Raw genomic sequence first — 15,071 nt, 5'->3', positions numbered from 1 at the left:
TCAGCTCAGCGCAAGCAGGAGCGCGGTGCCGATCGGCGCGCCCCAGCCGGACACCGCATCGAACCCGCGCCGCGCTTCGTATCCGACGCCGGGCTTTGGCTTGGACGCGTTGTGGCCGATGGTGATGTCGTAGCAGACAAGATCTCCTATCGGCCGGCCAAGCGGCGATTTGCGATAGAGCAATGGAGCGAGGAAGCGCTGCCGCTTCTCCGACGGCAGAAGCGCATTGACGCGCGCGATGAGCGCAGCCAGGAGCGGCGCAGACGCGCTGGTCCCGCCGCCATAATCCGGCTTGCCGCGGAAGATCATCGCGTAGCCGGGTGGGCCGGCAAGCGCCGCAATATCAGGCACGATGCGCCCCCAATGACCGGAGCCGTTCAGGGAAGCAATATCGATTCCGCGCTGCCACGCAGGACGACGAAATACCTCACTGACGCCTCCACCCGTTGCCCCTCCTCCTGCTTTCATGCGCCGCCCCGGCGTCTCCCACCACACTTGCTCCGTGACCTCACCGCCGAGCCGCATGATCATCGTGCCGCCGACCGCGAGAACGAACGGGCTGCAGCTCGGAAAGTCCACATGGGCAGCGCCGTCCGTCTCCTCGTCGCCGGCGCCATCGTCGCCCGAGGCGCCGCAGATCGTGATGCCCAGCGCGGCAGCCGCCTGGAGCCGCTCGTTGATGGCCGTACGTGCCGCGGGCGACCAATCACTGGAATCCTCTGCAGACCCCCAGCTCACCGACAGTGCCACCGGCCTGTCCTTGATGACGCGGTTCAATAAATCGACCCAGCCTTTCTGATCGAAAGTCGCAAAATAGACGGACAGCTTGGCACCGGGAGCCAGGCCTGCAGCCACCTCGACGTCCATCATCACTTCGCCGGTATCGTCGAGTGCGTCCTGACGATCGTCCTTTGGCAATTGCTCGATTTGCCTGCGGTTGCGTACCGGCCAGTTGATCGAGACGATCTCAACCTTGGGCCTCTTGCGACCGAATGTCTTGCAGTGGAGTGCGAGGTCCCCGGCAAAATAGCCGCCACCGAACTCGGCAATTGCGATCTTCTGTCCGGCGCCGTCCCCAGGCGGAAAATGATACAGCGCTTCCAGCGAAGACGGGCTGAGCGGCGTCAAGCCGGCACCGATCCTCGCCCTGCTCCGCCACATGACACGCCGCTGGCCGAATCCGATCAACGCAGTGACGATCTTCTTCAGCGAAGCGGGAATCTTGTAGTCGTCCTCCCGATCGCGGAATTGCCCCTGATCCTCGCTCCAATAGACGCCGAGGCGCGGCTGAAACGCCTTCTCCATCTGCGCGACAGTCCCGCTCACGCGCATGCTGCGCGTCTCAAGCGACACATCCACGACCTTGAGGCCGAATTTGCGCAGGACCTGTGACACCTTGTCGGCGTCGCTCTTCGAGGCGCTGTACCGTGCCCTGAACCGGGCTCGCGACAGCGCTCGACCTCCGAGCTTGTCGGCGTCCGGCAACTTGGGTCCACGCAATGTCAGCGTGATCTCGACATGCTGACGCGGATTCTCGTCGCGCAGACGCCTGGCCCCCGCCGTGGGTGGGCGCGCGCTGCCGGAGACAACGACAGGGCGCTTTGCCGCGCCTGCCGATCCGGTCTTGTCGTCACGCTTTGCTGCCTTGCGATTGGTGGCCGCCCTGCGGCCGGTACGCGCCTTAGCCTTTGATGCCATAGCCGGGCCCCCGCCCTCGACACGACCAAAGGTTGCAGGTTATCGTCGATCCCCGGACCCGTCAAATCTGAGGCCCGCCCGGCGACTTTCGCCGCTCGCTTGAGACCGGTCCTCGACCGTCCGAGATTGTTTTTCGATTTTTGATTTCAATCCGAGGATTTCGATCATGCGCTCGATTTTCGCACGGCTCAATCGCCGTTACGGCAGGAAGTTCATCGGCTTCGACCGTCAGAAGCTCGTCAGCTCGACCCTCGCCAACGCAATGGTCGTCACGGCGGCCACACCTCCCCGCGACATGCCACGCCCTGCGCGGGCGGTACGACGGCCGCGTGTCACGATCGTCGGAGCGGGACTCGGCGGCCTGATGGCCGGCTACACGCTCGCTCATTGCTGCGACGTGACGATTTTCGAGGCGCGCGAACGCGTCGGCGGCCGTGTCTGGAGCAAGAACAAGTCGAGCGGCGTGGTCGAAGCGGGCGGCGAGCTGATCGGCTACAATCATCCGCTGTGGCTGGCCCTGGCACGCCAGTTCCGGCTGGGACTCTCGCTGTTCACGCTGGACTCGAATTTCGACGCGCTCGATCTCGATATGCCGATCTATCTCGACGGTCGAAAGATCTCGAACCCGTTCGCGCTCCAGACCCTGTTCGAGCAGATGGAGGCGGCCTTCGGGCGGATGGCAAGGCGCGCGCGGCACGTGCACAAGCATGCGCCCTGGCTCACGTCCGACGCCGACGCGCTGGACTGGCAATCCATGGCGGACTGGATTCGGGACGAACCTAGCTCGCGTCTCGCCAGGCTCGCAATGAAGGAGCAGTTCAGCAACGACGCGGGCCAGCCCGTCGAGCGACAAAGCCTGCTCGCCAATTTCGCGGTGGTCCATGGCGGCGCACTCAAGGGACACCCGGCCGCCTACTTCACCCAGACCGAGACGCTACGCTGCTCGGAGGGCAATCAGTCGCTGGCCGAGCACCTCGCCGAGGAAATCAGGAAGGTCGGAGGAGTGGTCCATCTGTCCTCGCCCGTCGTCGCGATCGACATCGACAAGGAGGGCGTGACGATCACGCCGGAGGGGGCTGCTTCCCATCTCGCCGATTACGTCGTGCTTGCGATTCCGCCGAGCCTGTGGCCGGGCGGACGCTTTGCCAAGATCGAGATCACGCCGCAACTCACGCCCGACCATTACATCTCGATGGGGACGGCCGTGAAATACCTCAGTCCGGTCAAGCGACGTTTCTGGATCGACCATGGGCTGGCGCCGGCCGCGACCTCGAGCCGCTTTGGCGTCACATGGGAAGGCACCGACAATCAGATCGCGCCGCGCGGCCGCGAGGTCGAGCTCAGCCTGTTCGCCGGCAGCAAACCGGCGCAGCAGGCCATTCGACAATGGGAGCGCGGCGGCAAGACCGCCGTCGATGCCTTTTATGCGTCGCGGATCGGCCAGGTCTATCGCGGCTATGAAGACAATCTGTCCCAGCCGCCGGACTTCATTGCGTGGCCCGCCGATCCCTGGACCGGTGCCGGCTATTCCTGTCCCGCGCCCGGCGAAGTCACGCGCGCCGGGCCGCTGCTCAACAGCGCATTTCACAAGCGGATGTATTTTGCCGGCGAGCACACCTGCTTTGCCTATTACGGCTACATGGAGGGCGCGTTGCAGTCCGGCCTGAAGGCAGGGTCGGCGATCCTGAGGGCGACCAAACGCGCCGGCCGGCGCCGGTCGGCCTGAGCGCTTTACAGCGTCTCTTGCTGGTGCCCGCAATTCTTGCAGGCGAACTTGACGCGGCTCTGGCCTTTTTCCGCCTGAACCCGGTTCGGCGCGCCGCACTTGCCGCAGACGGCCTCGATGCGGGTCGTGCCGTGCTTGACGACGATGGTCTTCTTTTCCATCGACTCGCGGATCAGGCGCTCGGCCTCCTCACGCAGGGATTGTTTCGACAAAGCTCGTCTCCGCCTTTAGAAAGCGCGAGAGCCATATCGCACCTGCGGTGGAATCTCAATCGGCAATGCCGGCTCAGACCTCGACAATCACATAACTATCCTCGACATGCACCGGAAACGTCTCGGCGACATACGGGCCTTTCTGCAATTCGTCGCCGCGTTCCACCGCGACCGGATATGACCGGATCCTGACGCGCTTCGGATCGAACCAGGACTGGCCGTTGCGCATGTCGAATTCCCAGCCGTGCCAGGGACAGCGCAGCATCTCCCCGACCCGAGAGCGCTCATAGACGCCGGGCTCAGGCGAGGTCAGCCGCGCCACGCAAGCGGCCTTCTCCAGCGGTGCGCCTTCATGCGGACAGCGGTTCAGCAGCGCAAAGAACTCGCCATTGACATGGAACACGACGATATCGCGGCCCGCGACGTCGACGACCTTGTTGCCGCCGGGCGGGATCTCGGTCGTTCGCGCGACAATGTGACGGGCCATGTTGATCAGAACTTGTAGACCGCACGCGCATTGGTGCTGAAGATCTTTGTCCGCTCGGCCTCCGTCAGCGGTGTCTTGAAGGCGAAGCGCGGATCGTCGAAATCCCAGTGCGGATAGTCCGACGAGAACAGGAGGCGATCGACGCCGACCCATTCGATCAGCGAGCGCAGATGCCGCGCCTCATCGGGCTCGTCGATCGGCTGGGTCGTGAACCAGAAGTGCTCGCGGACGTATTCCGACGGCTTGCGCTTGAGATGCGGCACCTCGCTGCGGAACCGCTCGAAATGCTGGTCCATCCGCCACACCGCCGACGGGATCCAGCCGAAGCCGCCCTCGATGAAGACGATCTTCAGCTTTGGAAACCGCTCCAGCACACCCTCAATGACAAGGCTGGCAAGCTGCGCCGCGATGGTGTGCGCGTTGGACTGGTGCTCCTCGACATAATAGGACGGCCAGCCGCCGCCTGTCGGCGCGTGGCCGCCATAGCCGCCGACATGGATGCCGAGCGGCAGGTCCAGCGCCTGCGCGCGCTCATAGATCGGCCAGTAGCGGCGGCGGCCGAGCGGCTCGTTGGCGCGCGGCGAGACGTTGATCTGGATGTACTCGCCGCTTCTGGCGCAGCGCTCGATCTCGGCGATCGCGAGATCCGCGCCGTCCTGCCCGACCAGGATCGAAGCCTTCAGGCGCGGATCCCTGTGCGACCAGAACGCCAGCTGCCAATCGTTGATGGCGCGCTGAATCGCCGCGCCGAATTCCAAGTTCTGCTGCGAGAAGATGAAGAGATCGAGCACCTGCAAGATCCCGAACTCGACATCGAGCGGATCGAGATGCTGCTTCTGCATGAAAGCGAGGTCGGAACCGGGTGGCCCTCCGGTCGGCGGCCAGGCGTCGCGCCGCGCGATCAATGGCGAGGACCGCGGATAGGGCGTCGTGAACAGATAGGGCGTGCGAAGATGGCTGCCATATTCCTTCAGATGCCGCTGCCAGCGTTTCGGCAGGAACTCGTTGAGGTCGTCGAGCGAATGCAGGCTCGGGTGCACGTCGCAATCGACGATGCGCAGCCGGCTCGCGGCGGGCTGTTCGTCGTCACGCAGCGGACGGTCGATGACTTCACTCATGCGAACCTCCAGGATCAGTTGATCGACAACCGCGGAAATGTCTCCAGCGGATTATCGACGCACATCTTTGCGATGATGCTCTTCGGCAGGTTCGGCGGTATCGGATCGTCACCGTCGAACTGCCAGTGCGGATAGTCGGACGCGAACAGGAACATCTTGTCGGAGCCGATCTGGTCGATGATCTCCTCGACGCTTTTGGCATCGCCCGGCGCATCGAACGGCTGCATGGTGACGCGAAAATTGTCGCGGACGATCGCGGCGGGCTCGCGCTCGACCCAGGGCACCTCGACGCGCACGCCGCGCCAGGTCTTGTTGGCGCGCCACATGAAGGCCGGCAGCCAGCTGACGCCGGATTCCATCAGCACGACCTTGAGGTCCGGAAATTTGCCGAACACGCCCTCATAGATCAAGCTCAGAATCTGCGCCTGAAACGCCTGCGCCTCGACGAAGTAATATTCGTAGCGGTGCGACGGCCAGCCAGCCGAGCTTGGCGCCTGCCGATATTGCGTGCCGGCATGAATCGCGAGCGGCAGCTTGTGCTTTTCGGCGAGCTGGTAGACCGGCCAGAAATGCCGCCGGCCCAGCAGCGTCTCGCCCTGCGCCAGCACCAGGATGGAGACGAAGCGATTGTCGCGCGCGCGGCGCTCGATTTCTTCGATGGCGAGATCCGGCGCCTGCATCGGCACCACGATAGAGGCGCGCAGGCGCGGGTCACGCGATAGCCATTCGGCGGCAATCCAGTCGTTGATCGCCTTGCAGAAGTCCGCCGCCATGTAGGAATCGAACACGGCTTGCGCGCCGTAGAGCACGTTGACGATCGCATGGCTCGCGCCCAATTGGTCGAAGGCGCCCTTCTGCACCATCGCCAGATCAGAGCCCGGCTTCGTGCCATTGGCCGGCCGCCAGTCGGCGCGGCCAGAAAACGGCATGCTCGGCGGATAGGAGGTGAGGTCGAGGCCGTCGATAGCACGGCTCACCACCTGCTCTTTCCAGTGATCACTGAGATAAGGAAGCAGCGTCGTGCGCGTGCCACCAACCGCCGGGTGGATGTCGCAGTCGATCCGCGTCACCGCCATGGATGCTTCCTCGCCAAGATCTTGTACGTACGCCTTATTGGCGGCGTTCTTTGTGCGCCGCCCACACAGAGTGCGCCGGCCTATGCCGACGCGCAAGGGCGCAGACCAGCGCGATCCGTCATGGCTCGGTTGCATTTCGCAGGCGCGATATCAGGTCGGGCCGATGCATCCAGCGCAATCGCGGTCTCGGTGGCGGGATCGGCGGCTGATTAAAATTTCGTCTATCGCATCGCAGCCGACACGCTTAGCTTCGGCTGCGTACCGTCCTCTTTGCTCTTCCGGAGTTCCCATGTCCCTCCTCATCCGCGGCGGCACTGTCGTCAATCATGATCATTCGCGCCGTGCGGACGTGCTGATCGAGGGCGACACCATCGTCGCGGTCGACGCAGCGATCGCGGCGCCAACGGGGGCGGAGATCATCGATGCCGGCGGCGCCTATGTCATTCCGGGCGGGATCGATCCGCACACCCATCTCGAAATGCCGTTCATGGGCACGGTTACCGCGGATGATTTCGAGTCCGGCACCAAAGCGGCGCTGAGCGGCGGCACCACCATGGTGGTGGATTTCTGCCTGCCCGATCCCGGCCAGTCGATGCTCGCGGCCTATCAGGAATGGCGCCACAAATCCGAGAAGGCGGCGACCGACTACGGCTTCCACATGGCGGTGACGTCATGGTCGAAGCAGATCCATGACGAGATGGCAACCGTGGTCAAAACCTACGGCATCAACACCTTCAAGCACTTCATGGCCTACAAGGGCGCGTTGATGGTGAACGACGATGAGCTCTACAACTCGTTCGCGCGCTGCGCCCATCTCGGCGCGATGCCGGTCGTGCACGCGGAGAATGGTGACGTCGTTGCCCTGATGCAGGAGGCGCTGATCGCGCGCGGCGTCACCGGCCCCGAGGGCCACGCCTATTCGCGACCGCCGGAGGTCGAGGGCGAAGCCACCAACCGCGCCATCATGGTCGCTGATATGACCGGCACGCCGGTCTATATCGTGCACACGAGCTGCCGCGAGGCGCATGAGGCGATCGCGCGAGCGCGGGCCGCGGGAAAACGCGTCTATGGCGAGCCGCTGATCCAGCACCTGCTGCTCGATGAGCGTGAATATCAAAACAAGGATTGGGATCATTCCGCGCAACGCGTGATGTCGCCGCCATTCCGCGACAAGTCGCACCAGGATAGTCTTTGGGCTGGCCTGCAATCCGGCTCACTGCAAGTGGTCGCGACCGACCATTGTGCCTTCACCACCGAGCAGAAGCGGTTCGGCCTCGGGGACTTCAGGAAGATCCCGAACGGCACCGGCGGCCTGGAAGATCGCCTCGCGCTGCTGTGGACCGCGGGCGTCGCGACGGGGCGGCTGACCAAGGAGGAATTCGTCGCGGTGACCTCGGCGAACATCGCCCGCATCCTCAACATCTATCCGCGCAAGGGCGCGGTCGCCGTCGGCTCAGACGCCGACATCGTGGTGTGGGATCCCAAGGCGACGAAGACCATCAGCGCGAAGCGGCAGATGAGCCGGATCGACTACAATGTGTTCGAAGGCTTTGCCTGCGCCGGCGGGCCCGCCGCGACGCTCTCGCGCGGTCGTATCGTGTGGAAGGATGGCGATCTCCGCGCCGAGGCGGGCGACGGGCACTATGTCGAGCGTCCGGCGTTCTCACCGGTGCATGTGGCGAATTCCACGTGGAAGGAGCTGACCGCCCCGCGCGCGGTCGCACGCGGTGCGGTGACGCCGTAGCTGCGCCACAACACGCGATGCCTAGATCGCGAACACCCAGGCGGCGACGATGGTGCCGATGGTGATGAGACCGGCGATGGTCCAGCCGGCGGCATATTCCAGCTCAGGATGACCGGTTGCCCGCATGATCTCTGCCGGATCGGCGGTATGCTTCTCTGCCATGACGGCCTCGCATGTTACGTCCCGCGTCATGGATAAGTCGCTTCAGCCGCCATTAGGTTCCATCACGGAAATGCGAGGGACACAAAAACGCGAAAACAACCCCATGCACAGTAGAACGCCGGCCTCGGCATGAGGCGCAGCCGCGCGTGACAAAGCTTTGACGCGATTGTGAGAGGCGCGCGGCGTGATCGGCTTTGCCGCAGCGGCACCCCGCTGTTAGGATGCATTGTCGGCATTTTTCTATTTTAGGTTTGGTTTACTGACGTATCGGCAATTTTCTTGCCGGCACACCACAATTGATTTTCGAGCACCTGAACAGTTTCGGACAAACAGCACCCACCATCGCAATTCCAGCTTTCCAGCGCGCCAACCCCGTACAAGGAGGAAATACTATGTCCCCTAGTGCAACACCCCACATGGTCGAACTTCCCAACTCTGTCCATCAACTGCCGACAGGCTCGAAGGCGATGCGCCGCACCAACGGCCAGCGCTGGATCGAGCTGACGCTCGGCGTCAAGCGATCCGCCGATCTGCCTGATCTGTCCGATCTGGACGACAAGCTCCCCAAGGCGCGCAAATACATGACGCGCGACAAGCTCGAGAGCCAATACGGCTCCGATCCCAAGGCCATCAAGTCGATCGAGGATTTTGCCAAGGCGCACAAGCTCGTCGTGACCCGCAACGAGGCCGCCGCCGCACGGCTCGGAATCGCAGGCACGGTCGACGATGTCAGCGACGCCTTCGGCGTCACGCTGTTCGACTATTCGCATCCGCATCTCGGCGACTTCCACGCCCGCACCGGCCCGGTGCACATCCCGACCGAGGTCGGCGATGCCATCACCGGCGTGTTCGGGTTGAACAACCACCGTGTGCTCAGGCGCTCGCGCCATTCGGCACGCGCCGCGGCGCCGGATTTCGCAAGCTCGGTGCGGCACTGGTTCGTTCCGACCGAGCTCGGCGCCATCTACAAATTCCCCCAGATCGACGCGAGCAAGCAATGCATCGGCCTGCTCGAATTCGGCGGCGGCGTGGAGACCCCCGATGTCGCGGCCTATTTCAGCAAGATCGGCGTTCCCGCGCCGGAGGTCGCCGTCATCGCGGTCGACGGTGTCTCGACCAATCCGGCCGACGACCCGGAATCGACCGGCGAGGTGATGCTGGACGTCGATGTCGCCGGCGCGCTCGGCGGCGGCGCCAAGATCGCCACCTATTTCTCGACCTTCGACGAGAAGGGTCTGGTCGATTGCCTCGCCAAGGTCGTCAGCGACTCCGTCAACGACCCCTCCGTCGTCTCGATCAGCTGGGGCTGGGACGAGAACCAGGCCTTCAACAACAGCGGCGTGATCTGGTCACCGGCTGCGATCGACCATTGCAACCATAGCTTCCTCGCGGCGGCCCATCTCGGCATCACGTTCTGCGTGTCCACCGGCGATGACGGCTCGGAAGCACAGATGCAGGACGGCCGGGCGCACGTGAACTTCCCCGCGACCAGTCCTTACGTCCTCGCGGTGGGCGGAACGACCTTGCACGCGCGTGCGAACGCCAGGAAGCAGGTGCAGATCACCGAGGCGGTCTGGAATGACGGACCGGGAAGCGGCACCGGCGGTGGTGTCAGCGACATCACGCCGGCCCCGGCCTGGCAGAAAGGCATCGTGCCGAAGTCGATCAATCCCAGGCATTTTGCCGGACGTGCAATTCCGGACGTTGCGGCCAATGCCGATCCGGCAACGGGCTATCTGACGATGTCGGGCGGCAAGCTCGGCATTGTCGGCGGCACCAGCGCCTCCGCACCGCTCTGGGCAAGCCTGATCGCACGGATCAACGCCGCGCTCGGCGCACGATCCGGCAATTTCAACGCCCTGCTCTATTCCAAATTCGGCCCGGCCGGCGTGCTGCGCGACATCACGGTCGGCAACAATGACACCGGCGGTCTGCTCGGCGGACAGTACAAGGCGGGCCCGGGATGGGACGCCTGCACCGGCTGGGGCGTGCCGGATGGCGGCAAGCTTCTCGTAGCGCTTCAGGGCGGCCCGGCCAGCTAGCCGATCCGCGCTTGCACAGGCGGGCGATCATCCGCCTGTGCGAGACAGGGACACCCGACAGAGACACCCGGCCGCGTCCGTCCGACGCGGCCGGTCGCGTCTTGCAGGCGCCAGAATGGGAGTGAAAAACGAAAGCAATCGGCGCAGATCACCGTTGGTGTCCCGTTGTCTCCCAACAGCGGCGCAATAGCAGAGATGCCGGGAGGTCCGTTGCGGGCCAACACCGGACTCGTGCACCGCAGCCAATGAGGGCGCATCGCTTCTAGCGGGACATTTGCGGTGGATCGATGATGCCGGCTACCCGAATGAGCCCGAGCTTTTCGAGAAAGAAAGGCAGTATGGAACGTAACGGAACATCAGACGTTCTTTTCCGCGAGTGAGCAGCGCCGTCGCCCCGGCGCAGCAACCGCCGAGGCGCGGAGCTGCGCTGATCGGAGAGAATGCTCATGAGACTCACCCTTTCAGTCATCAAGGCTGACGTTGGCTCCGTCGGCGGGCACACGAAACCGTCTACACGCATGATGGCGGCTGTCGAGGGCGAGGTCGCGAAGGCGATCTGCAATGGTCTCTTGATCGACGGTTTCATCTGCCACACCGGCGACGACATTGCGATCATCATGACGCACACACGGGGCGAGGGGAGCTCTGAGGTACATCAATTCGCCTGGAAGGCGTTTCTTGCGGCCACGGCAGTTGCGAAAAACTCTGGCCTCTACGGCGCCGGCCAGGATCTTCTGGTCGACGCGCCTTCCGGAAACGTTCGCGGCGCCGGACCGGGCGTCGCGGAGCTCAGCTTCGAACACAGCCTCTCGGGTTCGAGGCCCGCGGAGTCCTTCATGGTGTTCGCCGCCGACAAGTGCGGCCCCGGCGCCTACAACCTGCCGCTCTACCTCACCTTTGCCGATCCCATGTACTGCGCCGGGCTGATGCTGCCTCCGATGATCAAGGGTTTCCGTTTTCATGTCATCGACATGGACCACACGGCTGGCGACAGCGTGATCGAACTCGACGCGCCCGCGGACGGCTACCACATTGCCGCGCTGCTCCGCGACAATGAGCGCTTTGGGATCGATCGCATCGTTTCCCGAACGTATGACGAGGTTGCCGTCGCTGTTTCGGCGCAGCGTCTTCACTCGATCGCAGGCAAGTACACCGGCAAGGACGATCCGGTCGCGATCGTCAGGAACCAAGGGATTTTCCCAGCGCCGGAAGAAATCGTCTCGCCGTTCGCGAAGGCGCACTTCGTAGGCGGCGATGCGCGCGGCTCGCACGTGATGCCGCTCATGCCGGTGCCACTTAATACACCGGTGACAGGCATGTACTGCCTGCCAATTGTCTCCTGCGCTGGCTTTTCGATCGACAAGAACGGCCGTTTTTCGGAGTCCTATACCGATTTCTTCGACAACCCGGCGTGGGACGAGGTCCGCCGGCGCGCCCAGCGCAAGGCAATCGAGATGCGCAGCCAAGGCTGGTCTGGCGCCGCGATGCTGCCCTATTCCGAGCTGGAGTATGGCGGCTTCCGCGACACCGTGTCCGCACTGCTGAAGCGTTTTCGGCTGCGCGGGGAGCGCAAACCGGAAGCGGCCGAGTAGAGAACGTGCGACGCGGGCGCTATTGACATGCCAATACTGGGAGGTGGGTGTGGCGAGGAAACGCATCGGCATTCTCACTGGCGGTGGCGACGTCCCCGGCCTCAACGCGATCATCAAGACCGTGACCTATCGCGGCAGCGAGGACGACATTGAGGTCGTCGGTCTGCGCCGCGGTTGGGAAGCCCTCACGCACCTTGACCTCGACGACCCCGCCAGCAAATCGCACTACCTTATCCCGCTCAACCGCGAAAACACGCGCATCATCGACCGACGCGGCGGCACCGTGCTGCACTCGAGCCGCACCAATCCCTCCAAAATGAAGAAACTGCCCGATCATCTCGCTGGCGAAGACCTTCCAGTCTCGGAGAGTACCAAGAGCGGCATCGCAACCAAGACTTGGGATCTCACCGGCCAGGTATTGGCGAACCTCTCCAAGCTGGGCATCGAGCACCTCATCGCCATCGGCGGCGACGACACACTCAGCTATGCGGACAAGCTCAACGGGCTCGGCGTCAAGATTATCGCCATCCCGAAGACGATGGATAACGACGTCCGCAACACCGAATACTGCATCGGCTTCTCGACCGCGATCACCCGCGCCAGCGATGCAATCCAGCGGCAGCGCACCACTGTCGGCTCACACGAGCGAATTGGCATTTTCCGCATCTTTGGTCGCGATGCCGGATTTACAGCTCTCTACACTGCGTACGTGACCTCGATACGGTGCGTCATACCGGAGTACAAGGTCAACCTCGACAAACTGATCCAACTGCTCATCGAGGAGAAGCGTGCGAACCCAAGCAACTACGCGCTGATCGTTCTCAGCGAAGGTGCCGAGTGGGAGGGCTTCAGGCTGCAGGAATACGGCGAGCCTGACGCCTACGGTCACCGAAAGAGGACGAGCGTGGCCGAAGTGCTTGCCGACGAGATCAAGCTGCGCGCCGGCGAGGAGACCATCGTCTCTGATCTCACCTACGACCTGCGATCGGGCGATCCGGACTTTATCGACAAGCTTGTGGCCCTGACTTTCGGTAACATGGCATACGATGCCATCCTGGAAGGCAAGACCGGCCTTATGTCGGCGCTGGTAGAGGGCCGCTACGACCTGGTGCCCATCCCTGACGCCAAGCTCGGCCCCCGCAAATTGGACGTCGCCAGCACGTACAACACGGAGCGCTACCGCCCCATCTACGCCAACAAGCGGGGGCTGCCGATCTTTCTCAACCGCGCGTCATAGGGTGGCAGGTGGCAACCCCAAGAACGTCTCGTATGGGGCAGCCTCGGAAGTGCTGCCCGGCCAGATGGGTCTGCCGACGCGGAGTCAGGACCTCGTGCCGAGATCATGAAGGAGTCAGGCCATGGAGATCGAACGCACGACATTCGGCACCATCACGATTGACGGAAAGACCTATGAACACGACGTGATCATTCGTCTCTCCGGTGAAGTGGCAAGGCGGAAGAAAAAACTGTCGAAGAAGTACTACGGCACCTCGCATGTCCTCTCTAAAGACGAAGCGAAGTTCCTCTATGAGGACGGATGCGAGCAGCTGATTCTTGGCTCGGGCCAGATGGGCAATGTGCACCTATCGCCGGAAGCTGAGACGTATTTCGCGAGAAAGGGTTGCACGGTCCTGCTGCAGCCGACTCCCAAGGCGATTCATACGTTCAACGACTCGCGCGCAAAGAAGATCGGTCTTTTTCACATTACCTGCTGAAATCGGGGCCGGCTGCGGCGCATGAAGCCCGAAAGCGCATTGAGAAGATCGATTCGTCGCACGGTCGTACGTGATGACCGGTGGCGGAAACCCACCATCGTCCAGGTCCGCAAGAGATCCTGACCACTGACGGGAGCACGCGGGACACGAGAGTCGGCTTTGGGTCAAGATGCGAAATACTCTGCGCGAGCAGATGTTTTCCGCTTCGGCTCCGAACTCAGACATGCTCGGTGCGGTCGGCACTTCGCATTTGGGCCAGAAGCGGACATTAACGCGCGATGCGCGCCGGGTGCTCCGGATTGCGGCGTATGAATTCCTCAACGTCCCGCAGTCGCTCTGGCAATGGCTGTGCGCCGGCGTAGTGCCAAAAGCGGAAGCCTGCTGACCAGAGGGCCTGCACCTTCAGCCATTGCTCGGCATCGGCCCGCTTAGGAGCTTTGAACGCGCGGCCCATCTCATGAAGGCAAGAGCCGCAATGCGGACAAACGGCCCTCGTATCCGCCCGAACCTTCCATGATTTCCGGCAATCGAAACACGCATGGGCTATCAGATAATTGCGTCCGCGCACCGATAGCTCGGGACGCGGGGGCCGAGGACGCGGATCGGCGCGCGTGCCTGTAGAGCGCCGCAAGCTCATCCGTCGAGCCTTTTCCAAACCACTTACCATTTGGGAAGAATGACAAGAGAATCCTACGTCTGCAACGGGTCAAAGGCCGAAGAATTCACCTTGATCACAATTGGTCCGCTGCGCTCTCGGAAGCGGACTTCCGTCCGGGCCCTCATGAGCACACGTTCTTATACATCAAGTGACTTCGCCGCGTTCCACTCTCCCGGGACTGTGACTATAGCCTTCCCCCCGATGGGAAATCTGTCATAGGCTGCGACTGTCATGTGGCGCCAAAGCCGTGACCTTCGGAGAGACACCCATGAAACTCACGACATCGGCCTGCCTCGCCGGCGCCCTGCTGGTGGCCGGTGCGTTCCCTGTCGCGGGCGCATCCGGCGCCACGCCTTCGAAAATCTCCGGCTCCACGGCGCTGGCGCTGGCGGGGGTGATCGCGCCGCTGTCGCCGATCCTGTCGGGCGCCGAGAAGAAGGCGGTTGCGATGCTGTTCGCCGTCAACGCCGACATTCCCTACAAGAAGCCGATCGTGGTGACCGCGGACAGGATCGTCTGCCGCACCAGCAATGTCGACATCACCTTGCGCAACTGCGAGGTCACGTTCGGCAAGAAGGTCAAGACCGTGAACGGCTCCACGGCCAACGAGATTTTCGCGACCGAGGCGCTGGCCGGCATTCCGCCCGACGGTGCGGCGGGATCGAATTTCGAGAGCCTGAGCAAGCTGAGCTGCACGATCGACCCCAATGCCGTCAGGCAGAAGGACGGCAGCGGGGCGGATTGCACGTTCCAGCCGGCGGATTGATCGGGGCGTGCGAGGGCGAACCAAGGGTGCCGTGAAATCGCCGCAAGATGAACTGACAAGACCAAGTAGCAAGGC

Annotated in this window: 13 protein-coding genes; 7 read left to right on the top strand and 6 right to left on the bottom strand. The window is 63.2% G+C overall.

Translation table 11 applies throughout. From position 1 onward, the window contains the following. The gene (locus ABID58_RS12775; protein WP_354032885.1) at nucleotides 1-1,698 is read right to left on the bottom strand and encodes a S53 family peptidase; all 1,698 of its coding nucleotides are present in this window, start codon (nucleotides 1,696-1,698) and stop codon (nucleotides 1-3) included. Between the two features lie 166 nt (nucleotides 1,699-1,864). Between ABID58_RS12775 and ABID58_RS12770 the strand changes: the two genes are divergently transcribed. Further along, nucleotides 1,865-3,424, top strand: a complete 1,560-nt coding sequence (locus ABID58_RS12770) for a flavin monoamine oxidase family protein (protein WP_354032884.1) — start codon at nucleotides 1,865-1,867, stop codon at nucleotides 3,422-3,424. Between the two features lie 5 nt (nucleotides 3,425-3,429). Here ABID58_RS12770 and ABID58_RS12765 read toward each other — a convergent pair whose 3' ends face one another. The 4 genes from ABID58_RS12765 to ABID58_RS12750 form a co-directional block, all read right to left on the bottom strand. Continuing rightward, nucleotides 3,430-3,636 carry a hypothetical protein gene (locus tag ABID58_RS12765; RefSeq protein WP_148753217.1) on the bottom strand — a complete coding sequence of 69 codons (207 nt, stop codon included), beginning with the start codon at nucleotides 3,634-3,636 and terminating at the stop codon, nucleotides 3,430-3,432. A gap of 73 nt (nucleotides 3,637-3,709) precedes the next feature. Then, a complete protein-coding gene (locus tag ABID58_RS12760; protein ID WP_148753216.1) occupies nucleotides 3,710-4,123 on the bottom strand; it encodes a Rieske (2Fe-2S) protein in 414 nt (137 codons plus the stop codon). Between the two features lie 5 nt (nucleotides 4,124-4,128). Beyond that, nucleotides 4,129-5,241: an amidohydrolase family protein gene (locus ABID58_RS12755; RefSeq protein WP_354032883.1), complete on the bottom strand. Its 1,113-nt coding sequence runs from the start codon at nucleotides 5,239-5,241 to the stop codon at nucleotides 4,129-4,131. A 14-nt stretch (nucleotides 5,242-5,255) separates the two neighbouring features. Beyond that, the gene (locus ABID58_RS12750) at nucleotides 5,256-6,317 is read right to left on the bottom strand and encodes an amidohydrolase family protein (protein WP_354032882.1); all 1,062 of its coding nucleotides are present in this window, start codon (nucleotides 6,315-6,317) and stop codon (nucleotides 5,256-5,258) included. Between the two features lie 289 nt (nucleotides 6,318-6,606). Here ABID58_RS12750 and hydA point away from each other — a divergent pair, with 289 nt between their 5' ends. Next, nucleotides 6,607-8,061: a dihydropyrimidinase gene (hydA, locus tag ABID58_RS12745; protein WP_354032881.1), complete on the top strand. Its 1,455-nt coding sequence runs from the start codon at nucleotides 6,607-6,609 to the stop codon at nucleotides 8,059-8,061. 21 nt (nucleotides 8,062-8,082) lie between these two features. Here the strand turns inward: hydA and ABID58_RS12740 are convergent, their stop codons facing one another. After that, entirely contained in the window at nucleotides 8,083-8,223 is a 141-nt protein-coding gene (locus tag ABID58_RS12740; protein ID WP_187435070.1) for a hypothetical protein, read from the bottom strand. Nucleotides 8,224-8,615: 392 nt separating this feature from the next. Between ABID58_RS12740 and ABID58_RS12735 the strand changes: the two genes are divergently transcribed. The 5 genes from ABID58_RS12735 to ABID58_RS12715 all read left to right on the top strand — a co-directional run bounded on the left by ABID58_RS12735 (nucleotide 8,616) and on the right by ABID58_RS12715 (nucleotide 14,996). Continuing rightward, complete coding sequence (locus ABID58_RS12735; RefSeq protein WP_354032880.1) at nucleotides 8,616-10,265, top strand: S53 family peptidase; 1,650 nt, start codon at nucleotides 8,616-8,618, stop codon at nucleotides 10,263-10,265. Between the two features lie 440 nt (nucleotides 10,266-10,705). After that, complete coding sequence (locus ABID58_RS12730; RefSeq protein WP_347340236.1) at nucleotides 10,706-11,857, top strand: fructose-1,6-bisphosphatase; 1,152 nt, start codon at nucleotides 10,706-10,708, stop codon at nucleotides 11,855-11,857. A gap of 49 nt (nucleotides 11,858-11,906) precedes the next feature. Next, complete coding sequence (locus tag ABID58_RS12725) at nucleotides 11,907-13,094, top strand: 6-phosphofructokinase (RefSeq protein ID WP_354032879.1); 1,188 nt, start codon at nucleotides 11,907-11,909, stop codon at nucleotides 13,092-13,094. A gap of 121 nt (nucleotides 13,095-13,215) precedes the next feature. Beyond that, nucleotides 13,216-13,572 carry an Mth938-like domain-containing protein gene (locus ABID58_RS12720; RefSeq protein WP_354032878.1) on the top strand — a complete coding sequence of 119 codons (357 nt, stop codon included), beginning with the start codon at nucleotides 13,216-13,218 and terminating at the stop codon, nucleotides 13,570-13,572. A gap of 926 nt (nucleotides 13,573-14,498) precedes the next feature. Continuing rightward, complete coding sequence (locus ABID58_RS12715) at nucleotides 14,499-14,996, top strand: hypothetical protein (protein ID WP_354032877.1); 498 nt, start codon at nucleotides 14,499-14,501, stop codon at nucleotides 14,994-14,996. Nucleotides 14,997-15,071 lie beyond the last annotated feature (75 nt).

The sequence above is a fragment of the Bradyrhizobium sp. S3.2.6 genome, from assembly GCF_040546885.1.
Classification (GTDB): domain Bacteria; phylum Pseudomonadota; class Alphaproteobacteria; order Rhizobiales; family Xanthobacteraceae; genus Bradyrhizobium; species Bradyrhizobium cytisi.
This window is presented reverse-complemented; position numbering and strand designations above follow the sequence as displayed.

What these genes read in the sequence shown, in the direction of transcription:
- ABID58_RS12720 (WP_354032878.1), top strand. Translation starts at nt 13,216, where the DNA reads ATGGAGATCGAACGCACGACATTCGGCACCATCACGATTGACGGAAAG.
- ABID58_RS12715 (WP_354032877.1), top strand. Translation starts at nt 14,499, where the DNA reads ATGAAACTCACGACATCGGCCTGCCTCGCCGGCGCCCTGCTGGTGGCC.
- ABID58_RS12760 (WP_148753216.1), bottom strand. Translation starts at nt 4,123, where the DNA reads ATGGCCCGTCACATTGTCGCGCGAACGACCGAGATCCCGCCCGGCGGC.
- ABID58_RS12735 (WP_354032880.1), top strand. Translation starts at nt 8,616, where the DNA reads ATGTCCCCTAGTGCAACACCCCACATGGTCGAACTTCCCAACTCTGTC.
- ABID58_RS12750 (WP_354032882.1), bottom strand. Translation starts at nt 6,317, where the DNA reads ATGGCGGTGACGCGGATCGACTGCGACATCCACCCGGCGGTTGGTGGC.
- ABID58_RS12775 (WP_354032885.1), bottom strand. Translation starts at nt 1,698, where the DNA reads ATGGCATCAAAGGCTAAGGCGCGTACCGGCCGCAGGGCGGCCACCAAT.
- ABID58_RS12770 (WP_354032884.1), top strand. Translation starts at nt 1,865, where the DNA reads ATGCGCTCGATTTTCGCACGGCTCAATCGCCGTTACGGCAGGAAGTTC.
- hydA (WP_354032881.1), top strand. Translation starts at nt 6,607, where the DNA reads ATGTCCCTCCTCATCCGCGGCGGCACTGTCGTCAATCATGATCATTCG.
- ABID58_RS12730 (WP_347340236.1), top strand. Translation starts at nt 10,706, where the DNA reads ATGCTCATGAGACTCACCCTTTCAGTCATCAAGGCTGACGTTGGCTCC.
- ABID58_RS12755 (WP_354032883.1), bottom strand. Translation starts at nt 5,241, where the DNA reads ATGAGTGAAGTCATCGACCGTCCGCTGCGTGACGACGAACAGCCCGCC.
- ABID58_RS12740 (WP_187435070.1), bottom strand. Translation starts at nt 8,223, where the DNA reads ATGGCAGAGAAGCATACCGCCGATCCGGCAGAGATCATGCGGGCAACC.